Genomic DNA, 23,626 nt, shown 5'->3' with positions numbered 1-23,626 from the left:
ATGAAATTCATGGCTACCCCACAAATCCCGCACCGCCCCGCCTCGCCTGACCCCATCTCTCGGGAGGACGATGACCAGGCCGTGGTGCTGGAGCGGCGCACGCAAAAGCTGGCGCCACCCCCGATGTACCAAGTAGTCATGCTGAATGACGATTTCACACCGATGGAGTTCGTGATCGTGGTGTTACAGGAATTCTTTGGCAAAGACCGGGAACAGGCGACGCAAATCATGCTCAAAATCCATATGGATGGACGGGGCGTATGTGGTGTTTATTCCAGGGACATTGCAGCCACCAAGGTGGACCAGGTGATGCAAGCAGCCCAGCAGGCGGGTCATCCGTTGCAAGCTGTCAGCGAGCCTATTGAATAAATGGCAATTGCCCCGACCTACCAAGTTAGTCAAGTAACCCGCAAGCACAAAGGAGCGAACGCATGATTGCCCAAGAACTGGAAGTCAGCTTGCACATGGCGTTTGTTGAAGCGCGTCAACAACGTCACGAATTCATAACCGTGGAGCACCTGCTGCAGGCCTTGCTGGACAACCCCAGTGCGTCCGATGTCCTGCGCGCCTGCTCCGCCAACATTGATGACCTGCGTGCCTCTCTGAGCAACTTCATCAAGGACAACACCCCCCAGGTCGCCGGCACGGAAGAGGTCGACACGCAGCCCACGCTGGGTTTCCAGCGAGTGATCCAGCGCGCCATCATGCACGTGCAGTCCACTGGCAACGGCAAGAAGGAGGTGACGGGTGCCAACGTGCTGGTCGCGATCTTCGGCGAGAAGGACTCCCACGCCGTCTACTATCTGCACCAGCAGGGGGTGACGCGCCTGGACGTGGTGAACTACATTGCCCACGGCATCCGCAAGAGCGATCCGCCCGAACCCGCCAAGTCCGACAACGGCATGGAGGGCGAAGAAGCATCCATGGGCAACGAGCGTTCCGAGAAGGCGTCGCCGCTGGAGCAGTACACGCTGAACCTGAACCAGGCCGCCAAGGAAGGCAAGATCGATCCGCTGATCGGCCGCGATTACGAGGTCGAGCGCACCATCCAGATCCTGTGCCGCCGCCGCAAGAACAACCCGCTGCTGGTGGGTGAGGCTGGCGTGGGCAAGACCGCGATTGCCGAAGGCCTGGCCTGGCGCATCACCGAGGGCACGGTGCCCGAAGTGCTGTCCGAAGCCGTGGTCTATTCGCTGGACATGGGCGCGCTGCTGGCGGGCACCAAGTACCGCGGCGACTTCGAGCAACGCCTCAAGGGTGTGCTCAAGACGCTCAAGGAAAAGCCCAATGCCATCCTGTTCATCGACGAGATCCACACCCTGATCGGTGCCGGTGCGGCCTCGGGCGGTACGCTGGATGCATCCAACCTGCTTAAGCCCGCCCTGTCCAGCGGCCAGCTCAAGTGCATTGGCGCCACCACGTTCACCGAGTACCGCGGTATCTTCGAGAAGGACTCGGCCCTGTCGCGCCGCTTCCAGAAGGTGGATGTGGTTGAGCCGACCGTCCCAGAGACGATTGAAATCCTCAAGGGCCTTAAGCCCCGCTTCGAAGAGCACCACGGCGTGAAGTACGCGACCGAGGCACTGCAGGCGGCAGCCGAGCTGTCGGCCAAGTACATCAATGACCGCCACCTGCCCGACAAGGCCATTGACGTGATCGACGAGGCCGGTGCCGCCCAGCGCGTGATGGAAGTCAGCAAGCGCAAGGGCACGATCGGCCGCCTGGAGGTTGAGGAAATTGTGGCCAAGATCGCCCGGATTCCCCCTGCCAACGTCTCCAACGACGACCGCAGCAAGCTGCAGACGCTGGAGCGCGACCTCAAGAGCGTGGTGTTCGGTCAGGACAAGGCCCTGGAAGTGCTGGCCAGCGCCGTCAAGATGGCGCGCTCCGGCCTGGGCAAGCCCGAGAAGCCAATTGGCTCCTTCCTGTTCTCCGGCCCGACCGGTGTCGGCAAGACAGAAGCCGCCAAGCAGCTGGCCTACATCCTGGGGGTGGACTTGATCCGCTTCGACATGTCCGAGTACATGGAGCGCCATGCCGTCAGCCGCCTGATTGGTGCACCTCCGGGCTATGTGGGCTACGACCAGGGTGGTCTGCTGACCGAGGCCATCACCAAGAAGCCGCATTCGGTGCTGCTGCTGGATGAAATCGAGAAGGCGCACCCCGACATTTTCAACGTGCTGCTGCAGGTCATGGACCACGGCACGCTGACAGACAACAACGGGCGCAAGGCCGACTTCCGCAACGTGATCATCATCATGACCACGAATGCCGGGGCCGAGACCATGCAGAAGGCGACCATCGGCTTCACGACACAGCGCCAGCCCGGCGACGAAATGGGCGACATCAAGCGCCTGTTCACGCCCGAGTTCCGCAACCGCCTGGACGCCATTGTCAGCTTCAAGCCGCTGGACGAACAGATCATCCTGCGCGTGGTGGACAAGTTCCTGCTGCAGCTGGAGCAACAGCTGGCCGAGAAGAAGGTGGAAGTCACCTTCACCGACAAGCTGCGCAAGCATCTGGCGGCCAAGGGCTTCGATCCTTCGATGGGCGCACGCCCGATGCAGCGCCTGATCCAGGACACCATCCGCCGCTCGCTGGCCGACGAACTGCTGTTCGGTCGTCTGGTCAACGGTGGTCGCCTGGAAGTGGACTGGGATGCTGCCGCCAACAACGGCGTGGGCGATGTGCTGCTGGAGATCAGCAGCGTGCCGCAGGCGGAGACCAAGTCCGAGCCCGCCGAGCCTGAAGAGGCGGCCGCTGCAGACTGAGCGTCTGGCGCGCAGCCAAAAGCCGACAGTGTTCGCACTGTCGGCTTTTTTTGTGTCGGCAAGGCGGTGGCTACCGGTCAGTCCGGCTACAGTCTGTGCCCATATCAGAAGGAGGAGATGTGGACGCGATATCACCCTGGTTGACGCGCGAGCATGTCGTCGGGCTGCTGTCCATCCTCTGGCCTGCCTATGTGGCCGTGGTCGGGGTGTGGATCGTGCTCCAGCGCCGCGCGCCGGTGGCCACGCTCAGCTGGTTGCTGTCAATGGCGGTGATTCCGGTGCTGGGGCTGGTGATCTATTACTTCCTGGGCCCACGGCGGCTCAAGCGCCAGCGTTTGCGGCGCCTGCGCAGCCGCCGCCGTTCGCGCGTGCGCGGCAGCATGGCGCGGCTCAAGGAGAAGGTGCCGCAAGCCCCCGAGCGCCTGCACCAGGTGGTCAAGTTGGTGGCCGCGGCCACGAATTTCCCCGTCAGCACCGCCGACCGCGTCGAGTTGCTGGTGGGCGGCGCTGCCACCTTCGACAGCATCCTGGCGGCCGTGCGCCAGGCGCGCCAGCACATCCATCTGGAGTACTACATTTTCGAGCCCGACCGGACCGGGCTGGGCTTGATCGCGGCGCTGTGTGAGAAGGCGCGCGAAGGCGTGGCCGTGCGCCTGCTGGTGGACGCCCTGGGTTCCAAGCGCCTGGCGCGCCGGCATTACGCGCCGCTGGAGGCCGCGGGCGGCGAAGTGGCGTTGTTCCACCCCACACGCCTGGGGCGGCGCGTGCGGCCGGTCATCAATTTCCGCAGCCACCGCAAGATCGTGGTGATCGACGGGCGTATCGGCTACACCGGCGGCGTGAACATCACCGACGAGGAGGACAAACGCATCCAGTCCGATGCCTACCACGACGTGCACGTGCGGCTGGAGGGGCCGGTGGTCAACTGGCTGCAGACGGTGTTCCTCGAAGACTGGGCCTATGCGCTGGACTACGACCGCAAGACCGAGCCCAGCGATTGGGAGGCCTTGCTGCCCGAGCTGCCCGATGGCGACCAGGTGGTGCAGATCATGACCTCGGGCCCGGACAGCAACATGGAGGCCATCCACCGCGCGCACGTTGCAGCCATCCATGCCGCACACCAACGCGTATGGCTGACCACGCCGTACTTTGTGCCCACCGAGGCGGCCATGCTGGCGCTGACCAACGCCGCCTTGCGCGGTGTGGACGTGTGCCTGCTGGTGCCGGAAAAATCGGATTCGCGCATCGTCACCGCCGCGGCGCGCTCCTACTTTGATGAGCTGATCGCCTGCCGCGTCAAGGTATACGAATACCACGCCAGCATGCTGCACTCCAAGACCATGCTGGTGGACGACATGGTGGGCATCATCGGCACGGCCAATTTCGACAACCGCAGCTTCCGTCTGAACTACGAGGTCTGCGCCGTGGTCTATGGCGAAAGCTTTGCCGCCAAGCTGGAGCAGCAGTTCTACGAAGACCTCCGGCATGCACGGCGCGTGGGCTATGCGCGGCCCCAGCACTTCGTGCAGCGCCTGGGCGATTCGTTGGCGCGGCTGTGTTCGCCGCTGCTGTAGTGGTTGCTATTCATCCAGGAGCTTCTTGCGCTTGTTAAATAAGGATTTCCGGCGTAAAAGGCGCGGAAAGCCAGATAAATCCAGCGCAGGCCGCTCTCTCTTTGGCAGAAGCCGGCATGCGGCATACTCGCTGCATGGCTGAACACACCTTCCTCTGGCACGACTACGAAACCTTTGGTGCCAACCCCCGCTATGACCGGCCCGCGCAGTTCGCGGCCATCCGCACGGACCTGGAGCTCAACGAAATCGGCGAGCCGCTGATGTGCTATTGCCAGCCCGCGCCGGACTACCTGCCCAGCCCCGAATCCTGCCTGATCACCGGCATCACCCCCCAGCAATGCCTGGAGCAAGGCCTGCCCGAGGACGCCTTTGCGCGCCAGATCGAGGGCGCCTTCAGCCACCCCGGCACCGTCGGCGTGGGCTACAACACCATCCGCTTTGACGACGAGGTGACGCGCTTCCTGTTTTGGCGCAACCTGATCGACCCGTATGCGCGCGAATGGCAGAACGACTGTGGTCGCTGGGACCTGCTGGACGTGGTGCGCATGGTCTACGCCCTGCGCCCCGAGGGCATCCAGTGGCCCACCAAGGAAGACGGCAGCCCCAGCTTCAAGCTCGAGGACCTGGCCCGTGCCAACGGCCTGCTGCACGACCAGGCCCATGACGCACTCAGCGACGTGCGCGCCACCATCGCGCTGGCGCGGCTGATCCGCGAGCGCCAACCCAAGCTGTTTGAATTTGCCTTCGGCCTGCGCAAGAAAGACAAGGTGCTGCACGAAATGGGTCTGCCGGCCGAGCAGTTCGACGCGCGCCCCTTCCTGCATGTCTCCGGCATGATCCCGCCGCAGCGCGGCTGCATTGCCGTGATGTGGCCGCTGGCCCAGCACCCGACCAACAAGAACGAGGTCATCTGCTGGGATCTGAACGCCGACCCGGCCGAGCTGGCCAGCCTGGATGCCGACACCCTGCGCCTGCGCATGTTCACCAAGGCGGCCGAGCTGCCCGAGGGCGTCACGCGCCTGCCGATCAAGGGCATCCACATCAACAAGTCGCCCATGGTGGTGCGCAACCTCAAGACGCTGACGCCCGAAATGGCGGCACGCTGGGGCATCGACATGGACACCTGCCTGGCGCATGCCGCCACCGCGCGGGCGCTGCCCGACATGAGCGCGCTGTGGAAGCAGGTCTACAGCCGCCTCGAAGGCCATGGCCCGCAGGATGTGGACCAGGACCTGTACAACGGCTTTGTCGGCCCGGCCGACCGCCGCCGCCTGACCCAGCTGCGCGCGCTGAAGCCGCAGGAGCTGGCCGTGGACCGCACCGGCTTTGACGATGCGCGCCTGGCCGAGCTGGTGTTCCGCTGGCGCGCCCGCAACTGGCCTGACAGCCTGAGCGAGCAGGACACTGCCCGCTGGCAGCAGCGCTGCGCTGCTGCGCTGATCGATGGGCAGGGCGGCGCCCGCACAGCCGCCCAGATGTTTGCCCAGATCGACGCCCTGTCGGAAACCCTGGAAGACGAACGCTCCGAAGACATCCTGGGTGCGCTCTACGACTGGGCCGAAGCCATCGTCCCCGAGCAGTGAAGCGCCGGAGGGCGTTGAATTTGTAAAGAAAATGGCTGCTGGCGCAGACCTGGCAAGCGCTTGCAGCTATCAAAATTGGGATTGTGTGGTCTGCGGCTTGGTGGGCAAGCGCCAGGTCTGCCAGCGCACCGCTGCCGAAGGGCACGGCGCCAGGCTCGATCATCCCAGGTCCCACCACCCCAGGTTTGGGAAGTTCCGCCTCCGCGGCGCGGCTCGCAGCGAACTCGGCGCCCCGGAGGGCGCTGCATGGCCACCGCCACCCGCATCGGCCATGGACCGGGCCATGTCCCGCCCTGCGGCTGCATACCCAGGGCCTGCCAGCGCACGCACGATGCACCGCTGATGTCTGTAGCCCCCCCATCCCCCTGCGCTGATCGCTGTGGGCTGGCGAATTCAAAAGCAAGACCCGGAGTGCTGGAGGCGGGCGCCGCATCTACAGTGTCGACATGCAGTTTTTGGAAGAAAGGCGTGACCATGTCGAAGCAGACTGAGGCCCTGGCACAGGCCGTGGTGTCCGATCCCCGCTGGGCCGCGGTCGTTGCGCGCGACCGGCAGGCCGATGGGCAGTTCTTTTACGCGGTCAAGACGACGGGGGTGTACTGCCGTCCCTCGTGCGGCGCCCGCACACCGCGGCCCGAGAACGTGGGTTTCTTCCAGACGCGCGCGGCGGCCGAGCAGGCCGGCTTTCGCCCCTGCAAGCGCTGCAAGCCCGAGCAGCCGCCACAGCGGGTTCAGCACGCGGAGCTGGTGGCCCGGCTGTGCCGCCACATCGCCGTGGCCGAGACGCCGCCCAGCCTGCAGGAGCTGGCCCAACTGGCCCAGATGAGTACTTTCCATGTGCACCGGGTGTTCCAGGCAGTCACCGGCGTGACGCCCAAAGCCTATGCCACCGCGCTGCGCGCCGAGAAGGTGAGGGCGGAGCTGGGGCGTGCCAGCTCGGTCACGCAGGCCATCTATGAGGCGGGCTACAACTCGAGCGGCCGTTTCTACGACGCTTCGCAGCAACTGCTGGGCATGGCGCCGTCCACCTACCGGGCTGGCGGGGCGCAGGTCACGATCCGCTTTGCCATCGGCCAGTGCTCGCTGGGGGCCATCCTGGTGGCCGCCAGCGCGCGCGGCCTCTGCGCCATCCTGATCGGCGACGATCCGGACGCCCTGGCACGGGACCTGCAGGACCGCTTTCCGAAGGCGGAGTTCATCGGCGGCGATGCCGAATTCGAGCAATGGATGGCCCAGGTGGTCGGTTTTGTCGAAATGCCCAAGCTGGGCCTGGACCTGCCGCTGGATGTGCGCGGCACGGCCTTCCAGCAGCGCGTCTGGCAGGCGCTGCGCGATATTCCCGTGGGGCAGACCGCCAGTTACACCGACATTGCCCAGCGCATTGGTGCGCCCCAGGCCGTGCGTGCCGTGGCCGGGGCCTGTGCGGCGAATGCGCTGGCGGTGGCCATTCCCTGCCACCGGGTGGTGCGGACCGATGGCAGCCTGTCGGGCTACCGCTGGGGGGTGGAGCGCAAGCGCGCCTTGCTGGCGCGGGAGGCCAAGCAATGAGTGCGGGGGCGGTGGAGCGTCTTTCGCAGCGCCTGGCCGCGGTGGACTGGGCGGCACTTGGCGCAGCGTTGCACCTCCACGGCAGCGCCGTGATCCCGCAGTTGCTGGCGCCGCAGGACTGCCGCGCCTTGGCGGCGCTGTATGCGCAGGATGCGCCGTTCCGCAGCCGCGTGGTGATGCAGCGCCATGGCTTCGGCAGTGGGGAGTACAAGTACTTTGCGGCCCCCTTGCCGGATCTGGTGGCCAGCTTGCGCAGCAACGTCTACGCCCGGCTGGCACCGGTGGCCAACGATTGGTACGCCCGGATGGGCCTGGCGCCGCGCTTTCCCGCAGCGCACGCCGACTTTGTGGCGCGCTGCCATGCGGCCGGGCAGTGGCGACCGACGCCCCTGCTGCTGAAGTACCAGGCCGGTGATGACAACTGCTTGCACCAGGATCTGTATGGTGAGCACGTTTTCCCCCTGCAGATGGTGGTGCTGCTGGCGCAGCCGGTCCAGGATTTCACGGGCGGGGAACTGGTGCTGACCGAGCAGCGGCCGCGGATGCAGTCGCGCGTTGACGTGCTGCCCCTGTGCCAGGGCGATGTCGTGGTGTTTGCGGTGCAGCAGCGCCCCGTGGCGGGCACGCGCGGCAGCCACCGTGTCCGGATGCGGCACGGTGTGTCGCGCATCCGCTCCGGGGTGCGCCATGCGCTGGGCATCATCTTTCACGACGCCGCCTAGGGCAGCGCTCCATTCCCACTTTCCACATACCCCGTGCTGCCCATGTCCACCGCATTCACCCTCACGTTGGCACTGCCCGCCGGTTTTCGGCCGCAGGACATCCTGGCCTTCCACCGGCGCGATCCGCAGCACACCGCGGAACGGGTGGGCGATGCTGAACTGGAAAAAGGCCTGCTCTGGCGGGCCACGGCCGCCCGGTTGTCGCTGCGCTTCACACCCCAGCAGGTGCATGCCGACTTGCACGTCGATGGCATAGCGCCCGACAGTGACCAGGCGCTGCTGGCCGCCATGCTGGGCCTGCCGCAGCAGGTGGAGGCGTTTGAGCAGTGCCATGCGCAGCACCCCCAGCTGGGGGCGCTGATCGCCCGCCACCCGGGCTTGCGTGTGCCGGTGGCCGCGACCCCGTTCGAGGCGCTGACCTGGGCCATCACCGGCCAGCAGATCAGCGTGGCTGCGGCGGTCTCGCTGCGCCGCAAGCTGATTTTGGCCACCAATCTGCGCCACAGCAGCGGCTTGCGCTGCTACCCCGGGGCTGAACAGATCGCAGCGCTGCCGCCGCAAGCGCTGCGCCAGGCGGGGTTTTCGGCCGCGAAGACCCAGACCTTGCAGGCGGTGGCCCATTTGGTGGCTGAGGGTGCGGTGCCGCTGGACGCCTGGGCGCTGCGCTTTCCCGGTGAGCAAGCCGTGAGGGAACAGTTGCTGGCCATCCGTGGCATCGGCCCCTGGACCGTGAACTACACCTTGCTGCGCGGTTATGGCTGGCTGGATGGGTCGCTGCATGGCGATGCGGCGGTACGCCGAGGCCTGCAAACGCTCTGGGGGCGGCCGGACAAGGTCAGCCAGCAAGAGGCCGAGGACTGGCTGGCCCCATTCTCGCCATGGCGTGCGCTCGTGGGGGCCCACCTCTGGGCGGCGCAATCGTCAACGGCCTACTGAAGGCGCGGTGAAGGAAGACGGGTCAAACCGCGGCGCGCCGCCAGCTTTGGCTGGCGTGCGGTCTCGTCCTAGTTGGGGATGTGCTGCCCGCAAACACTGTCACCGCAGGCAAAGGAATCGGTACGGAGTGACTGGCGTCTTGGTGTCCCAGCCATCTGCGGGATTAGGGCTTGAAAAGCAGCGGGGGATGCGGCTGCCTGCAAGCCACAGCCCTGTGCGACAGATGCTGCGATGAAAAAAGGAGGCTGGTGCCTCCCTTGTGCGTGTGGTCCTCGCGGGCGCTTCAGGCCGCCACAGGCTCTGCCATGCCTTGGTGGCGCAGCAAGGCGTCCAGCTGGGGTTCGCGGCCGCGGAAGGCTTTGAAGTTCTCCATGGCGCTGCGGCTGCCGCCCATTTCCAGAATGTTGTGCAGGTACTTCTGCGCCGTGGTCTGGCTGGTGCTGCCGTCGGGGCCTTGGGTTTCTTCGAAGGCCGCATAGGCGTCGGCGCTCAGCACCTCGGCCCACTTGTAGCTGTAATAACCTGCGGCGTAGCCACCAGCAAAGATGTGGCTGAAAGTGTTGGTGGAGCGGTTGTAAGCGGTCGTGGGCAGCACTGCCACTTCAGCGCGCACCTGTTGCAGCAGGGCGTTGTAGTCAGCGTCGGGCTGGTGCTCGGTATGCAACAGCATGTCGAACAGCGCAAACTCGACCTGGCGCAGCGTTCCCATGCCCGCCTGGAAGTTCTTGGCGGCGATCATCTTGTCGTACAAGGCGCGCGGCAGGGGCTCGCCTGTCTCCACATGGGCGGTCATGTGGCGCAGCACATCCCATTCCCAGCAGAAGTTTTCCATGAACTGGCTGGGCAGCTCCACCGCATCCCATTCCACGCCGTTGATGCCGGAGACGTCCTTTTCGTTCACCTGGGTCAGCATGTGGTGCAGGGCGTGACCAGATTCGTGGAACAGGGTGATCACGTCATCGTGCGTCAGCAGCGCGGGCTTGCCATCCACGCCGTCGGCGAAGTTGCAGACCATGTGGGCCACGGGCGTTTGCAGCAGGCCGGTGTCGGGGCGCAGCCAGCGGCTGCGCACATCGTCCATCCAGGCGCCTCCGCGCTTGCCCTTGCGCGCGGGCTGGTCTAGGTAGAACTGGCCCACGGTCTGGCCCTGGCGCTCCAGGCGGTAGAACTGCACGGCAGGGTGCCAGACGGTGGCTGTGTCACGGCTGATCTTCACATCGAACAGGGTCTCGATGATCTTGAACAAGCCATCCAGCACCTTGGGGGCCGTGAAATACTGCTTGACTTCCTGCTCGCTGAAGGCGTAACGCGCTTCCTTGAGTTTTTCGGCGATGTAGGTCCAGTCCCAGGGCTGGGGATCGCTCAGTCCCAGTTCTTTGGCGGCAAATGCGCGCAGGTCAGCCACGTCCTTTTCGGCGTAGGGGCGCGCACGTTGCGCCAGGTCGCGCAGGAACCCGATGACCTGCTGGGGCGACTGGGCCATCTTGGGGACCAGCGAGACTTCGGCGAAGTTGGCGTAGCCCAGCAATTGGGCCTCTTCCAGGCGCAGGGCCAGGATTTCCTTGATCAGGGGGGCGTTGTCGTATTGCACGGCGTCGCCTTCGGCTTGGTCGGAAGCGCGCGTGACGTAGGCGCGGTAGAGCTTCTCGCGCAAGGCGGTGCTGTGCGCAAACTGCATCACCGGCAGGTAGCAAGGCATCTTCAGCGTGAGCTTGTAGCCATCCTTGCCCTCGGCCTGGGCGGCGGCGCGGGCAGCCTGGACCACGTCGGCAGGCACACCGTCCAGCTCGGCTTCGGTGGCGTAGTAGGCCCAGGTGTCAGTGGCATCCAGGGTGTTTTCGCTGAACTTTTGCGCCAGCTCAGCGGCGCGCTCCTGGATCTTGGCAAAGCGCTCGCGTGCCGCGCCCTGCAGTTCGGCACCCGACAGCACGAAGCCGCGCAGGGCGTTGGCGTGGGCCTTTTTCTGCTCGGCCGTCAGGCGGTTCACGTCGATGGCCTTGTACTTGGCATACAGGCGCTCGTCGGCACCCAGATTGGTCCAGAACTCGGTGATCTTGGGCAGCACCTCGTTGTAGGCGGCGCGCAATTCGGGGCTGTCGGCCACGCTGGACAGGTGGCTGACCGCGCTCCAGGCCATGCCCAGCTTCTCGGTGGCGACATCCAGTTCCTGGGCGATGGCATTCCAGTCGGCCGGGAAATCGGGGGCCGTCACCGTTTCCAGGGCCGCGCTGGCACGTGCCATCAAGGCCTCAATGGCGGGAGCGACGTCCGACGGGGTGATGCGGTCGAACAGCGGCAGGCTGGCAGTTTCAAGCAAAGCATTGGTCATGCCTGCTATTTTGCGCCATCCGTACAGGTTTCAAGGTGGTGTTCGAACACGACCACGGCGTTGCGTCCGTGTAATTTGGCTTGGTACAGCGCCTGGTCCGCGCGCTGGATCAGCCGCGCGGGTTCGGTGCCATGGGCGGGGAACAGCGCCAGCCCGCAGGACAGGGTGGTCGACAGGGATTGGTCCTGCACCCTCAACTGCTGCACGGCGAAGTCTTGGCGCAATTGCTGGGCCCGCGCCAGCGCGGCGTCCGGCGTGACTTCGGTGAGCAGCAGCAGGAACTCATCGCCGCCATAGCGGCAGGCCGTATCACCCGCCCGGCAATTGCGCAGCAACAGCTGGGCCAGGGTCTGCAGCAACTGGTCGCCCACGGCATGACCGTGGCGGTCGTTGATCTGCTTGAAATGGTCGATGTCCAGCAGCAGCACGGCCGCACCCGAGCCCATCACGGCGCAGCGCTGCAGCTGCAGCTGCATGGTTTCGTCAAGGTGGCGGCGGTTGTACAGCCCGGTCAGCGGATCGCGCAGGGCCAGCTCCGTCAGCTGGGCCTGCAGTCGGTGGTTGGCTTCGAGCTGCTGGCGCAGCTGGGCGCGGTGGCGGTGCAAGGACGTGGCGCGCAGGTAGGCGTCGTAGGCGAAGGCCAGGATGTACAGGCCGAGCGTGAACATGCTCAGGCCCGTGGTCAGCAAGCTGGTGTCGGCCTGCCAGGGGGTGGGACGCAGCCCGTGCATCACAGCGATGCCAAGCGCCATGCACAGCGTGGCCTGGACCCAGCCGCGAAAGCTTTCGAACACCAGCAGGTTCATGCTGACGCCGATGTACATGGTGAAGGTGATCCACAGCGGCAGGCCCAGAAAGCTGCACCACAGCCCGAAGCCCAGGCCATCGAGCAGCATGTTGCGCACTTCGACCTGCCGCTGGCGCTGCTGGGGCAGGCGCCGGGTCAGCAGGTAGAGCACCTGCGGGTAGACCACGAACTGCAGCACCAGCAGCAGCCAGGCGATGGGGCTGGGTTGCCGGTCTGCCATGTGCGAGGCCACGGTCAGCGCCAGCAGGATGAAGATGATCGACCGGTTTTTCCAGTTCATCCGGACGATCCAGTGGACGCCCGCGGTGGGTGCGATGGAGTCTGGCTGCATGCTTGCTCCTCTGTTTCGGTATTCGCTGAACCACTGTAACAGAGCGTTGTGCATACAAAACGCGTCTGCCTGTGGCCCTGGGAACAACCACTGGGGGGCTGCATCTGTGTCAAATAGTCAGCGAGCGACCGCGCAGAGGGCGCGGGTAGCTATGAAATGCAGAGACCATGGTGCCGGCCCGCAGTCCCGGCCGCGGGCCGGCAGGCGCTTTAGCGGGCTGCCGCGGTGCGCTCGGCCGCTTCCATGGTGTTGACCAGCAGCATGGTGATGGTCATGGGGCCCACGCCGCCGGGCACGGGGGTGATGTAGCCGGCCACATCCTTGCAGCCGTCATAGTCCACGTCGCCGCACAGCTTGCCTTCGGCATTGCGGTTCATGCCCACGTCGATCACCACGGCACCCGGCTTGATCATTTCGGCAGTCAGCACGTTGACCTTGCCCACGGCCGCCACCACGATGTCGGCCTGGCGGGTCATGGCGGCCAGGTCGGCCGTGCCGCTGTGGGTGATGGTGACCGTGGCGTTGGCGGCCAACAGCATCATGGCCATGGGCTTGCCCACGATGTTGGAGCGGCCGATCACCACGGCGTGCTTGCCGCGCAGGTCCTTCATGCCGATGGATTCCAGCATCTTCATGCAGCCGTAGGGCGTGCAGGCCTTGAAGCCGACTTCACCGACCATCAGCGCGCCAGCGCTGGCCACGTGGAAGCCGTCCACGTCCTTCAGGGGCGAGATGGCTTCAATGACCTTGTGGTCGTCGATGTGCTTGGGCAGGGGCAGCTGCACCAGGATGCCGTGGATGCTGGGGTCGTTGTTCAGCGCGTCCACGCGGGCCAGCAATTCGGCTTCGGTCATCGAGGCGTCGTACTTCTCCAGCACGGAGTGGAAGCCCACGTCTTCGCAGGCCTTGACCTTGTTGCGCACATACACCTGCGAAGCCTGGTTGTCACCCACCAGCACCACGGCCAGACCGGGCTTGGTGCCCTGGGCGGTCAGGCTGGCGGCGCGCTGGGCAACTTCGGTGCGCAATTGGGCGGAGAGGGCTTTGCCGTCGATGATTTGGGCTGTCATGGTGTATCTGCGTCAGAAATAAAAATACTGCCAGCGACCTGTTTCCAAGTGGCTGGCAGTTTTAGGGAAACCCCTGGAGTTTATGCTGGGACTTTGCCGCCTGCAGCACTGGAGCCCAAAGCAATCTTGAGCAGGTCGGCTACCGTGTTGGCGCCCAGCTTTTCCATGATGTTGGCGCGGTGGGCTTCCACGGTCTTGATGCTGATGCCCAGGTCGTCGGCGATCTGCTTGTTCAGGCGGCCGGCAACGATGCGTTCCAGCACCTGGGATTCCCGCCCGGTTAGCTTGGACAGCAGGGCCTCGCGGCTAGCGGCCTGCTGGTGGCCGGCAAAGGCTTCGCGGGCATGGTCCAGCATGCGTTCGACCACGCTCAGCAGGTCATCCTCGTTGAAGGGTTTCTGGATGAAGTCCAGGGCACCCTTCTTCATGGTGTTCACGGCCATGGGCACGTCGCCGTGGCCGGTGATGAAGACGATGGGCAGGGGAGACTTGCGTTCCAGCAGCTTGTCCTGCAGCTCCAGGCCGGTCATGCCGCCCATGCGGATGTCGGCGATCAGGCAGGCGACCTCGCGGGGGTCGTAGCGTGCGAGAAAGGATTCGGCCGAGTCAAAGCAGCGCACACGGTAGTCTTTGCCTTCCAGCAACCACTGGAGCGAGTCGCGCACGGCCTCGTCATCATCCACGACGTAAACCGTTCCTTTTTTGGGTGTCAAGCTCATGCAGGATTCCTTGTATTTGGATTAATAACCGTAGAAAGGTTGTCTCCCTTTTCCTGGGGCGTGGCCAGCGGAATCCAGAAGGAAAACCGGCAGCCAACCACCTCGGAACCATTGTAGAGGTTCTCCGCCGCCATCCGGCCATCGTGAGACTCCACAATCGAGCGACACAGATTCAGACCAATGCCCATGCCTTCGTTCTTGGTGGAGAAGAAGGCTTCGAACAAACGCTCCTGGACCTCAGGTGCCAGGCCCTTGCCGGAATCCTGGACGGAGAATTCCACTCCCAACTGACCTTCTACCTCTTTGGGGACGACCCGCAACTCCACCAGCCGTTGCGCCGTGGTGCGCTGTGCCTGGTCAATGGACTCGCCCGCATTTTTTATCAGATTGATCAGCACTTGCTCAATCAAAATCGTGTCGGCCAGCACAGGCGGTATGCGGGCCGCCACAAAATGGCTCAGCCGCACGTTGCGCCGGCGCATTTCGATGTTCGCCAGCTCCAGCGCCTCGTCGACGATGGACTCCACCTGCGCCATGGTGCGATTGGGTTCGCTGCGCTTCACGAAGGAGCGGATGCGCTGGATGATCTGCCCGGCGCGCTGGGCCTGGTGGGCGGTCTTCTCCAGCGCAAACTTCATCTGCTCTTCGGTCAGCGTGCCGTTGGCCAGGCGCGTCAGCATGCCGCTGCTGTAGTTGCTGATGGCGGTCAGGGGCTGGTTCAGCTCGTGGGCCACGCTGGACGCCATCTCGCCCATGGTGATCAGGCGGCTGGCACTCTGGGCCTGTTCGGCCTGGCGCGCTGCCTGTTCTTCCGCCAGACGGCGCTGGGTGATGTCGGTGGCAATCACCATCTGGGCCAGGCGGCCGTCGACCCAACTGAGGTAGCGCGAACGCACTTCGAGCCATTTCCCCAGCTCTCCCACATAGATTTCAGCGTTGTTGCTGGAGGCACTGGTCAGCGGATCGGTGGGAAAGCCCATCAGTCCGTCTTCGTCGTCCACGGTTTCGCTGCGCTCGGCCGGCAGGCCGGCCTGCTGCACCAGCTGCAGGTGGCCCGTGGTCTGTGAGCCAAACCACTGCCGGTACAGCTTGTTGGCGAACAGCAGCTCGGTGCTGCCCAGTGGTGCTACAGAAACAGAAGCATCCAGCGCTTCCAGCACAATGGTGAAACGGTCGTGGGAGGCTGCAAGCTGATCGCGGATGCGCTTGGACTCGGTGATGTCGGTCATGGACGACATCCAGCCCGTCTGCTGTCCGCGGGCATCGATCAGTGGCGAGATGTACAGCCGCGCATCGAACATGCTGCCGTTCTTGCGCCGCACGCGCACCTGGAAGCCCCCTTGCAGGGTCTTGCCGCTGAGCTCGTCGTTGAGCTTGCTGTGCAGGTAGTCGTAGTCGCTTTCCGCCCAGTAGGAATAGGGCGGTGTCTGACCCACCAGTTCGCTTTCGCTCCAGCCGGTCATCTGGCAGAAGGCGGCATTCACGTAGGTGATGCGGCCTTGCATGTCCAGCGCGCGCATGCCGGTCAGCAGCGAGTTTTCCATGGCGCGGCGGAAATTGGTTTCCGCCACCAGGGCTTCCTGGGCGCGCAGGCGCTTGCGGGTGTGGCGCCAGGTGCCCAGCAGCAGCCAGGCGGTCATCATGCTCAGCGAGGCCACCAGCCAGAACATGCCGTTGCCCACCATGCTCAAGGAGGTGCTGTAGGCCTGCCCCTTGATCTGCAGCGAGTTGCCTACCGGGGAGATGGGGATCTGGTATTCACTGGCCTCGGGCTTGGCGATCTGGTACCAGTGCTCGGTGGTGTGCGGGCGCTTGAGCGGCGTGCCAGCAATCAGCACACCCTGGGCGTCGGTCATGGTGATGGCGTAGCGGGCCAGCAACTCACTGGGCGTGGCATAGCGCATCAGGCTGTCGACCGAATACTCGGCCATCACCGTGCCGCCAAAGCTGCTGGTGCCCATGACCGGGGCATGGAACTGCAGCAGCGGTGGGTTCTGGCCGGGCACCACCACCGGCTGGTGGTAGACCGACTGGTAGCTGTCCTTGACCTGCTGGAAGCTCTCGCCCGCGCTGTCGTTGCCCAGGCGCTCTGCCGGCATGCGCAGTTGCTCGCGTGGCACGGTGGGCGCGGCATAGCTGGTGATGATGCGGCCGTCACGGTCCACCCAGGTCAGCACCTGCAGTTCGGGGTACTGGGTGACCAGCACCTCGGCGCGGTTGCCAAATTCCACCGTGCCAATGTCGCCGTAGCTGAGGTCGCGCGCAATGCGCATCACCTGTTCCTGGCGTTCCAGCAGGCGCAGGCGCATGCGCTGCTGGGCATATTCCACATCGCGCTTGAGGGCTTGCTCGCCGCGATCGACTTCCTCTGCGCGCAAATACCAGAAAGCCGCAATGATTGCTGCCATGAACAGTGCCACTGACACCAGCGGCGCCAGTGCGGCCAAGCGGTCCTGGCGGGTCGGCGAGAGGCTGCGCCACCACATGCGCCACCATTGCGTGGGATCGGCACTGGTGAAGGCGGGCGAGGCAACCGGGGCCGGGGACTTTTGTTCAGGGGAAACCATGTGTGCAGTGTAGGGGGATTCCCTGGCGGCGCGGGTCATCCCCGTGACGATGGCAACGTCTTGTTTTCAATGTGCAGTTGCAGCAATTTTTCATACTGTGAGAGTTATATGCATCATTTGAAAAATGGAAAAAATGTGCGAAACTGCGCGCCGAAAGGTCGCCAAATTGGGCGTATTTGTTTCGCAGGCACGGTGTGGGCTTCCGCTAAGCTGAAGGCTCGGCACACACCGCTTCAACTGTGGCCGCAGACAAGCGCGTTCGATGGATGCAATTCCCGACCACCCCCTGCAGCCTCTTGAACAGGAGACACATATGACCGCTCAGACCGACCCTCAGGCCGGCGCCAACGCCAAGCCCAGCCTGGATCCCCAGGAATCCCGCGAATGGATGGAGGCGCTGAGCGCCGTCATCGACCGCGAAGGTGCCGAATATGCGCACCAACTGATTGAAGAAGTGCTGGAACACGCCCGCCAGAACAGCGTGGACCTGCCGTTCTCGGCCAACACCGGCTACGTCAACACCATCGAAACCAGCCAGGAAGCCCGCTGCCCCGGTAACCTGGAGATCGAAGGCCGCCTGCGCGCCTACATGCGCTGGAACGCCATGGCCATGGTGGTCAAGGCCAACCGCCACCACCCACCGGAAGGCGGCGACCTGGGTGGCCACATCGGCTCCTTCGCTTCGCTGGCCAACATGTTTGCGGCCGGCTTCAACCATTTCTGGCACGCCGAAAGCGAAAACCACGGCGGCGACTGCCTGTACATCCAGGGCCACGTCTCGCCCGGCATCTACGCCCGCGCCTACCTGGAAGGCCGCATTTCCGAAGAGCAACTGCTGAACTTCCGCCAAGAAGTCGACGGCAAGGGCCTGTCCAGCTACCCCCACCCCAAGCTGATGCCCGAGTTCTGGCAGTTCCCCACGGTGTCCATGGGCCTGGGCCCGCTGATGGCCATCTACCAGGCGCGCTTCCTGAAGTACCTGCACGCCCGTGGCATCGCCAACACCGAAAACCGCAAGGTCTGGGTGTTCTGCGGCGACGGTGAAATGGACGAAGTCGAATCGCTGGGCGCCATCTCCCTGGCAGCACGCGAGAACCTCGACAACCTGATCTTCGTCATCAACTGCAACCTGCAACGCCTGGACGGTCCGGTGCGCGGCAACGGCAAGATCATCCAGGAGCTGGAAGGCGAATTCCGCGGCTCCGGCTGGAACGTGATCAAGCTGCTGTGGGGCCGTGGCTGGGACGAGCTGCTGGACAAGGACAAGGACGGCGTCCTCAAGAAGATCATGATGGAGTGCAACGACGGGGACTACCAGTCGTTCAAGGCCAACGACGGCGCCTACGTGCGCAAGCACTTCTTCGGCCGCGACCCCCGCGCGCTGAAGATGGTCGAGCACATGTCCGACGACGAGATCTGGAACCTGCGCCGTGGTGGCCACGACGCGCAGAAGGTCTACGCCGCCTTCCACGCCGCCAACAACACCAAGGGTCAGCCCACCGTGCTGCTGGTCAAGACCGTCAAGGGCTTCGGCATGGGCAAGATCGGTGAAGGCAAGAACACCGTGCACCAGACCAAGAAGCTGAGCGACGAGGACATCAAGGCCTTCCGTGACCGCTTCAACATCCCGATCCCCGACAGCCAGATCGCGGACATCCCCTTCTACAAGCCGGCCGACGACACGCCGGAAATGAAGTACCTGCACGAGCGCCGCAAGGCCCTGGGCGGTTACCTGCCGCACCGCCGCGTGAAGGCCGACGAAGCGTTCACCGCCCCGTCGCTGGATACCTTCAAGGCCATCCTGGAGCCCACGCCCGAAGGCCGTGAAATCTCCACGACCCAGGCCTATGTGCGTTTCCTGACGCAGCTGCTGCGCGACAAGAACATCGGCCCCCGCGTGGTGCCCATCCTGGTGGACGAGGCCCGTACCTTCGGTATGGAAGGCCTGTTCCGCCAGGTCGGCATCTACAACCCCCACGGTCAGCAGTACACCCCGGTCGACAAGGATCAGGTCATGTACTACCGCGAGGACAAGGCCGGCCAGATCCTGCAGGAAGGCATCAATGAAGCCGGCGGCATGAGCAGCTGGATTGCGGCCGCGACGAGCTACAGCACGTCCAACCGCATCATGATCCCGTTCTACGTGTACTACTCCATGTTCGGCTTCCAGCGCATTGGCGACTTGGCCTGGGCAGCGGGTGACATGCAGGCGCGCGGCTTCCTGCTGGGCGGCACTTCGGGCCGCACCACGCTGAACGGCGAAGGCCTGCAGCACGAAGACGGTCACAGCCACATCCTGGCCAACACCATCCCTAACTGCATCTCCTACGACCCCACCTTCGCCCACGAAGTGGCCGTGATCATGCAGGACGGCCTGCGCCGCATGGTGCAGAACCAGGAAAACGTCTTCTACTACATCACCTTGCTGAACGAGAACTACCCCATGCCCGGTCTGACCGAAGGCACGGAAGAGCAGATCATCAAGGGCATGTACCTGGTCAAGCCCGGCCAGAAGGTGCCGCAATCCGGCCAGCGCGTGCAACTGCTGGGCTCGGGCACCATCCTGCGCGAATCCTTCTTTGCGCAAGAGCTGCTGGAAAAGGACTGGGGCATTGCCGCCGACGTGTGGAGCTGCCCATCGTTCAACGAACTGACCCGCGACGGCCAGGACGCCGAGCGCCACAACATGCTGCACCCGCTGGAAACCGCCAAGGTGCCGTTCGTGACGCAACAGCTGCAGACCTCGCAAGGTCCGGTGATTGCATCGACCGACTACATGAAGGCCTACGCCGAGCAGATCCGCCCCTTCATGCCCAAGGGCCGCACCTACAAGGTGCTGGGCACCGACGGTTTCGGCCGTTCCGACTTCCGCCGCAAGCTGCGCGAGCACTTCGAGATCGACCGCCACTACATCGTCGTGGCCGCGCTCAAGTCGCTGGCGGAAGAGGGCAAGCTGCCCGTCACCAAGGTGGCCGAAGCCATTGCCAAGTACGGCATCCAAGCCGACAAGATCAACCCCCTGTACGCCTAATCGAGCACCGGAGACACACACATGGCATTGACAGAAATCAAGGTCCCGGACATCGGTGACTTCGACAGCGTCGGCGTGATCGAGGTGCTGGTCAACGTGGGCGACACCATCAAGGTTGAGCAATCGCTGATCACCGTCGAATCCGACAAGGCGTCCATGGAGATCCCTTCCAGCCACGCCGGCGTGCTCAAGGAGCTCAAGGTCAAGCTGGGCGACAAGGTGGCGCAGGGCGCCGTGATCGCCGTGATCGAAACCGCCGATGTGGCCTCGGCCCCCGCTGCGGCGGCGGCACCCGCACCGGCTGCTGTTGCGCCTGTTGCGGCACAAAATGTGGCGCCAGCGCCCGCTGCGCCTGCGCAGGCTGCTACTCCTGCTGCAGCACCCAGCAGCGTGAGCATCGCCATCCCCGACATCGGTGACTTCAAGGACGTGGCCGTCATTGAACTGCTGGTCAAGGTGGGTGACACCGTCACGGCCGAGCAGTCGCTGTTCACCGTGGAGTCGGACAAGGCCTCGATGGAAATCCCATCGCCCGCCGCCGGCACCATCACCGCCCTGACGCTGAAGATCGGCGACAAGGTCAACGTCGGCGACGTGGTCGGCGCCATGAGCGTGCAGGGTGCAGCCCCCGCAGCCGCACCGGTTGCCGCACAAAATACGGCCCCTGCCGTTGCTGCGCCTGCGCCCGCTGCTCCTGCCGCGGTAGCCGCCGTGGCCGCACCGGCCCACAACCCCACCGTGGCCCCCACGGGCGCGCTGCCCCATGCCTCGCCCTCTGTGCGCAAGTTTGCGCGCGAGCTGGGCGTGCCGCTGGCGGAAGTCAAGGGTTCCGGCCAGAAGGGCCGCATCACGCAGGAAGACGTGATGGGCTTCACCAAGTCCGTCATGGCCGGCGCGGTGCAGACCCTGGCCCAGCAGGCCGCAGCGCCCAAGTCCTCCGGCGGCAACGTCGGTGGCCTGGAAGTGCTGGCCTGGCCCAAGGTGGACTTCGCCAAGTTCGGCCCCGTGGAACGCAAGGACCTGTCGCGCATCAAGAAGATCTCGGGCGCCAACCTGCACCGCAACTGGGTGATGATCCCCCACGTCACCAACAACGACCTGGCCGACATCACCGACCTGGAAGCCTTCCGCGTCTCCACCAACGCCGAGCAGGCCAAGGCCAAGAGCGACGTCAAGGTCACCATGCTGGCCTTCGTCATCAAGGCCGTGGTCGCTGCGCTGAAGAAGTTCCCCGAGTTCAACGCCAGCCTGGACGGCGACGCCCTGGTCTACAAGCAGTACTTCAACATCGGCTTTGCGGCGGACACGCCCAATGGCCTGGTGGTGCCCGTGCTCAAGGATGCCGACAAGAAGGGCATCATGCAGATCAGCCAGGAAATGGGCGAGCTGGCCAAGAAGGCCCGCGACGGCAAGCTGGGCGCGGCCGACATGCAGGGTGGCTGCTTCTCGATCTCGTCCCTGGGCGGCATCGGCGGCACCGACTTCACCCCCATCGTCAATGCGCCGGAAGTGGCCATCCTGGGCCTGTCCAAGTCCAGCATCCAGCCCGTGTGGGACGGCAAGGCCTTCCAGCCGCGCCTGATGCTGCCCTTGAGCCTGTCGTACGACCACCGCGTCATCGACGGCGCTGCGGCCGCCCGCTTCAACGCCTACCTGGGCGCCGTGCTGGCGGACTACCGCCGCATCCTGCTGTAACCAAGGGGCTGACACACATGGCAATCATCGACATCAAAGTGCCCGACATTGGCGATTTCGCCGAAGTCGGCGTGATCGAACTGCTGGTGCAGCCCGGTGACAGCGTCACCGTGGACCAGTCCCTGATCACCGTGGAGTCCGACAAGGCATCCATGGAAATCCCCTCCAGCCACGCCGGCGTGGTCAAAGAGGTGAAGGTCAAGATCGGCGACAAGGTCGCCGAAGGCTCCATCATCATCGCCCTGGAAGCGGCAGAGGGCGCTGTGGCTGCCCCTGCAGCTGCTGCGCCCAATCCGGCTCCAGTCCAGACTGCATCTGCACCAGCAGCTACAGCTTCTGCAGCACCTGCGACCGTGGCCGCACCGGCCGCCGCCAGCTTTGGCGGCATGGTCGACCTGGACTGCGACGTGCTGGTGCTGGGCGGTGGCCCTGGCGGCTACTCCGCCGCCTTCCGCGCCGCCGACCTGGGCCTCAAGGTCGTGCTGGTCGAGCGCTACGCCACCCTGGGCGGCGTCTGCCTGAACGTGGGCTGCATCCCCTCCAAGGCGCTGCTGCACGTGGCCGCCGTCATGGATGAGGTCAAGCACCTCGAAGTGGCCGGCATCCAGTTCGGCGCGCCCCAGGTCAACGTCGACCAGCTGCGTGGTCACAAGGAAAAGGTCATCAGCAAGCTGACCGGCGGCCTGGGCCAGATGGCCAAGATGCGCAAGGTCACCATCGTGCGCGGCTACGGCAGCTTTGTCGGCGCCCACCACCTGGAAGTGGAAGAAACCACCGGCCAGGGCCAAGACAAGACCGGCACCAAGAAGGTCGTCCAGTTCAAGAAGGCCATCATCGCTGCGGGCTCGCAGGCCGTGCACCTGCCCTTCATGCCCAAGGACGAGCGCGTGGTGGACTCCACCGGCGCGCTGGACCTCAAGGGCGTGCCCAAGCGCATGCTGATCCTGGGCGGCGGCATCATCGGCCTGGAAATGGGCACCGTCTACAGCACCCTGGGCGCCCGCCTGGACGTGGTGGAAATGATGGACGGCCTGATGCAGGGTGCGGACCGCGACCTGGTCAAGGTCTGGCAGAAGATGAACGCGCACCGTTTCGACAACATCATGGTCAACACCAAGACCGTGGGTGCCGAAGCCACGCCCGAAGGCATCAAGGTCACGTTCGCCCCTGCCAAGGACGGCGTCACCGTGCCCGAACCCCAGACCTACGACCTGGTCCTGCAAGCCGTGGGCCGCACGCCCAACGGCAAGAAGATCAGCGCCGACAAGGCCGGCGTGGCCGTGACCGACCGTGGCTTCATCGACGTGGACATCCAGATGCGCACCAACGTGCCGCACATCTTTGCCATTGGCGACATCGTGGGCCAGCCCATGCTGGCGCACAAGGCCGTGCACGAAGCGCATGTGGCCGCCGAAGTCATCGCCGGTGAACTGCAAGGCAACAAGGAACTGGCCGCGGCCGCCTTCAACGCCCGCGTCATCCCAAGCGTTGCCTACACAGACCCCGAAGTGGCATGGGTGGGCCTGACCGAAGACCAGGCCAAGGCCCAAGGCATCAAGGTCAAGAAGGGCCTGTTCCCCTGGGCCGCCTCCGGCCGCGCCATCGCGAATGGCCGCGACGAAGGCTTCACCAAGCTGCTGTTCGATGACAGCCCCGAGGCGCACGGCCATGGCCGCATCCTGGGCGGCGGCATCGTCGGCACGCACGCCGGCGACATGATCGGTGAAATCGCCCTGGCCATCGAAATGGGCGCCGACACCGTGGACATCGGCAAGACCATCCACCCGCACCCCACGCTGGGCGAAAGCATCGGCATGGCAGCGGAAGTGGCGCATGGGTCGTGCACGGATGTGCCGCCGGCACGGAAGTAAGCGCACTTTCTAGAAAGTGCTGACAATAAAAAGGCAACCTTCGGGTTGCCTTTTTATTGGTGTGGATGGCG

The 23,626-nt window shown here is 64.7% G+C and carries 15 protein-coding genes; 10 read left to right on the top strand and 5 right to left on the bottom strand.

The annotated features are described in order from the left end of the window. Nucleotides 1-9: 9 nt before the first annotated feature. The 7 genes from clpS (at nt 10) to CA2_RS13955 (ending at nt 9,134) form a co-directional block, all read left to right on the top strand. On the top strand, nt 10-369 hold the full coding sequence (clpS, locus tag CA2_RS13985) for an ATP-dependent Clp protease adapter ClpS (protein ID WP_081889018.1): 360 nt from the start codon (nt 10-12) through the stop codon (nt 367-369). 62 nt (nt 370-431) lie between these two features. Then, nucleotides 432-2,771, top strand: a complete 2,340-nt coding sequence (gene clpA, locus CA2_RS13980) for an ATP-dependent Clp protease ATP-binding subunit ClpA (protein WP_042418521.1) — start codon at nt 432-434, stop codon at nt 2,769-2,771. A 119-nt stretch (nt 2,772-2,890) separates the two neighbouring features. Continuing rightward, nucleotides 2,891-4,345, top strand: a complete 1,455-nt coding sequence (gene cls / locus CA2_RS13975) for a cardiolipin synthase (RefSeq protein ID WP_042418518.1) — start codon at nt 2,891-2,893, stop codon at nt 4,343-4,345. 134 nt (nt 4,346-4,479) lie between these two features. Continuing rightward, nucleotides 4,480-5,928 (top strand): exodeoxyribonuclease I, encoded by a 1,449-nt coding sequence (sbcB, locus tag CA2_RS13970; protein WP_042418516.1) that lies wholly within the window; start codon nt 4,480-4,482, stop codon nt 5,926-5,928. Nucleotides 5,929-6,402: 474 nt separating this feature from the next. After that, nucleotides 6,403-7,476, top strand: a complete 1,074-nt coding sequence (gene ada, locus CA2_RS13965; RefSeq protein WP_042418513.1) for a bifunctional DNA-binding transcriptional regulator/O6-methylguanine-DNA methyltransferase Ada — start codon at nt 6,403-6,405, stop codon at nt 7,474-7,476. Further along, on the top strand, nt 7,473-8,198 hold the full coding sequence (locus tag CA2_RS13960; protein ID WP_042418510.1) for a 2OG-Fe(II) oxygenase: 726 nt from the start codon (nt 7,473-7,475) through the stop codon (nt 8,196-8,198). Before ada ends, CA2_RS13960 begins: the two co-directional genes overlap by 4 nt. Before the next feature lie 42 nt (nt 8,199-8,240). Continuing rightward, nucleotides 8,241-9,134, top strand: coding sequence for a DNA-3-methyladenine glycosylase family protein (locus tag CA2_RS13955; protein WP_042418540.1), 894 nt, complete (start codon nt 8,241-8,243; stop codon nt 9,132-9,134). Nucleotides 9,135-9,417: 283 nt separating this feature from the next. On the opposite strand, the gene CA2_RS13950 is transcribed toward CA2_RS13955, so the two are convergent. From CA2_RS13950 to CA2_RS13930, 5 genes are all read right to left on the bottom strand, one after another. Further along, nucleotides 9,418-11,463 carry a M3 family metallopeptidase gene (locus CA2_RS13950; RefSeq protein WP_042418508.1) on the bottom strand — a complete coding sequence of 682 codons (2,046 nt, stop codon included), beginning with the start codon at nt 11,461-11,463 and terminating at the stop codon, nt 9,418-9,420. Nucleotides 11,464-11,468: 5 nt separating this feature from the next. Next, nucleotides 11,469-12,602, bottom strand: coding sequence for a sensor domain-containing diguanylate cyclase (locus tag CA2_RS13945; RefSeq protein WP_042418505.1), 1,134 nt, complete (start codon nt 12,600-12,602; stop codon nt 11,469-11,471). A gap of 209 nt (nt 12,603-12,811) precedes the next feature. Further along, nucleotides 12,812-13,672 carry a bifunctional methylenetetrahydrofolate dehydrogenase/methenyltetrahydrofolate cyclohydrolase FolD gene (gene folD / locus CA2_RS13940; RefSeq protein ID WP_042418503.1) on the bottom strand — a complete coding sequence of 287 codons (861 nt, stop codon included), beginning with the start codon at nt 13,670-13,672 and terminating at the stop codon, nt 12,812-12,814. Nucleotides 13,673-13,752: 80 nt separating this feature from the next. Continuing rightward, nucleotides 13,753-14,391, bottom strand: a complete 639-nt coding sequence (locus CA2_RS13935; protein WP_042418500.1) for a response regulator transcription factor — start codon at nt 14,389-14,391, stop codon at nt 13,753-13,755. Next, nucleotides 14,388-16,958: a PAS domain S-box protein gene (locus tag CA2_RS13930; protein ID WP_042418538.1), complete on the bottom strand. Its 2,571-nt coding sequence runs from the start codon at nt 16,956-16,958 to the stop codon at nt 14,388-14,390. The genes CA2_RS13935 and CA2_RS13930 overlap by 4 nt, the downstream gene beginning before the upstream one ends. A gap of 313 nt (nt 16,959-17,271) precedes the next feature. On the opposite strand from CA2_RS13930, the gene aceE reads away from it, so the two are divergent. Genes aceE through lpdA form a run of 3 tightly spaced genes read left to right on the top strand, consistent with a single transcriptional unit; the run spans nt 17,272 to nt 23,555 of the window. Then, nucleotides 17,272-19,989, top strand: coding sequence for a pyruvate dehydrogenase (acetyl-transferring), homodimeric type (gene aceE, locus CA2_RS13925; RefSeq protein ID WP_042418497.1), 2,718 nt, complete (start codon nt 17,272-17,274; stop codon nt 19,987-19,989). Between the two features lie 21 nt (nt 19,990-20,010). Then, entirely contained in the window at nt 20,011-21,684 is a 1,674-nt protein-coding gene (aceF, locus tag CA2_RS13920) for a dihydrolipoyllysine-residue acetyltransferase (protein ID WP_042418494.1), read from the top strand. Between the two features lie 17 nt (nt 21,685-21,701). Continuing rightward, the gene (gene lpdA, locus CA2_RS13915) at nt 21,702-23,555 is read left to right on the top strand and encodes a dihydrolipoyl dehydrogenase (RefSeq protein WP_042418491.1); all 1,854 of its coding nucleotides are present in this window, start codon (nt 21,702-21,704) and stop codon (nt 23,553-23,555) included. The last annotated feature ends 71 nt before the right edge of the window (nt 23,556-23,626 follow it).

The organism is Comamonas aquatica NBRC 14918, assembly GCF_000739875.1.
Lineage (GTDB): Bacteria > Pseudomonadota > Gammaproteobacteria > Burkholderiales > Burkholderiaceae_C > Comamonas > Comamonas aquatica.
The sequence above is the reverse complement of the archived record's forward strand: the minus strand, read 5'-3'. Positions and strand labels throughout refer to the sequence as shown.

Bases quoted from the DNA above. Each gene is read 5' to 3' on its own strand.
- CA2_RS13930 (WP_042418538.1), bottom strand. From the start codon at position 16,958: ATGGTTTCCCCTGAACAAAAGTCCCCGGCCCCGGTTGCCTCGCCCGCC.
- folD (WP_042418503.1), bottom strand. From the start codon at position 13,672: ATGACAGCCCAAATCATCGACGGCAAAGCCCTCTCCGCCCAATTGCGC.
- CA2_RS13955 (WP_042418540.1), top strand. From the start codon at position 8,241: ATGTCCACCGCATTCACCCTCACGTTGGCACTGCCCGCCGGTTTTCGG.
- ada (WP_042418513.1), top strand. From the start codon at position 6,403: ATGTCGAAGCAGACTGAGGCCCTGGCACAGGCCGTGGTGTCCGATCCC.
- CA2_RS13945 (WP_042418505.1), bottom strand. From the start codon at position 12,602: ATGCAGCCAGACTCCATCGCACCCACCGCGGGCGTCCACTGGATCGTC.
- clpA (WP_042418521.1), top strand. From the start codon at position 432: ATGATTGCCCAAGAACTGGAAGTCAGCTTGCACATGGCGTTTGTTGAA.
- sbcB (WP_042418516.1), top strand. From the start codon at position 4,480: ATGGCTGAACACACCTTCCTCTGGCACGACTACGAAACCTTTGGTGCC.
- aceF (WP_042418494.1), top strand. From the start codon at position 20,011: ATGGCATTGACAGAAATCAAGGTCCCGGACATCGGTGACTTCGACAGC.
- aceE (WP_042418497.1), top strand. From the start codon at position 17,272: ATGACCGCTCAGACCGACCCTCAGGCCGGCGCCAACGCCAAGCCCAGC.
- CA2_RS13935 (WP_042418500.1), bottom strand. From the start codon at position 14,391: ATGAGCTTGACACCCAAAAAAGGAACGGTTTACGTCGTGGATGATGAC.
- CA2_RS13960 (WP_042418510.1), top strand. From the start codon at position 7,473: ATGAGTGCGGGGGCGGTGGAGCGTCTTTCGCAGCGCCTGGCCGCGGTG.
- lpdA (WP_042418491.1), top strand. From the start codon at position 21,702: ATGGCAATCATCGACATCAAAGTGCCCGACATTGGCGATTTCGCCGAA.
- CA2_RS13950 (WP_042418508.1), bottom strand. From the start codon at position 11,463: ATGACCAATGCTTTGCTTGAAACTGCCAGCCTGCCGCTGTTCGACCGC.
- clpS (WP_081889018.1), top strand. From the start codon at position 10: ATGGCTACCCCACAAATCCCGCACCGCCCCGCCTCGCCTGACCCCATC.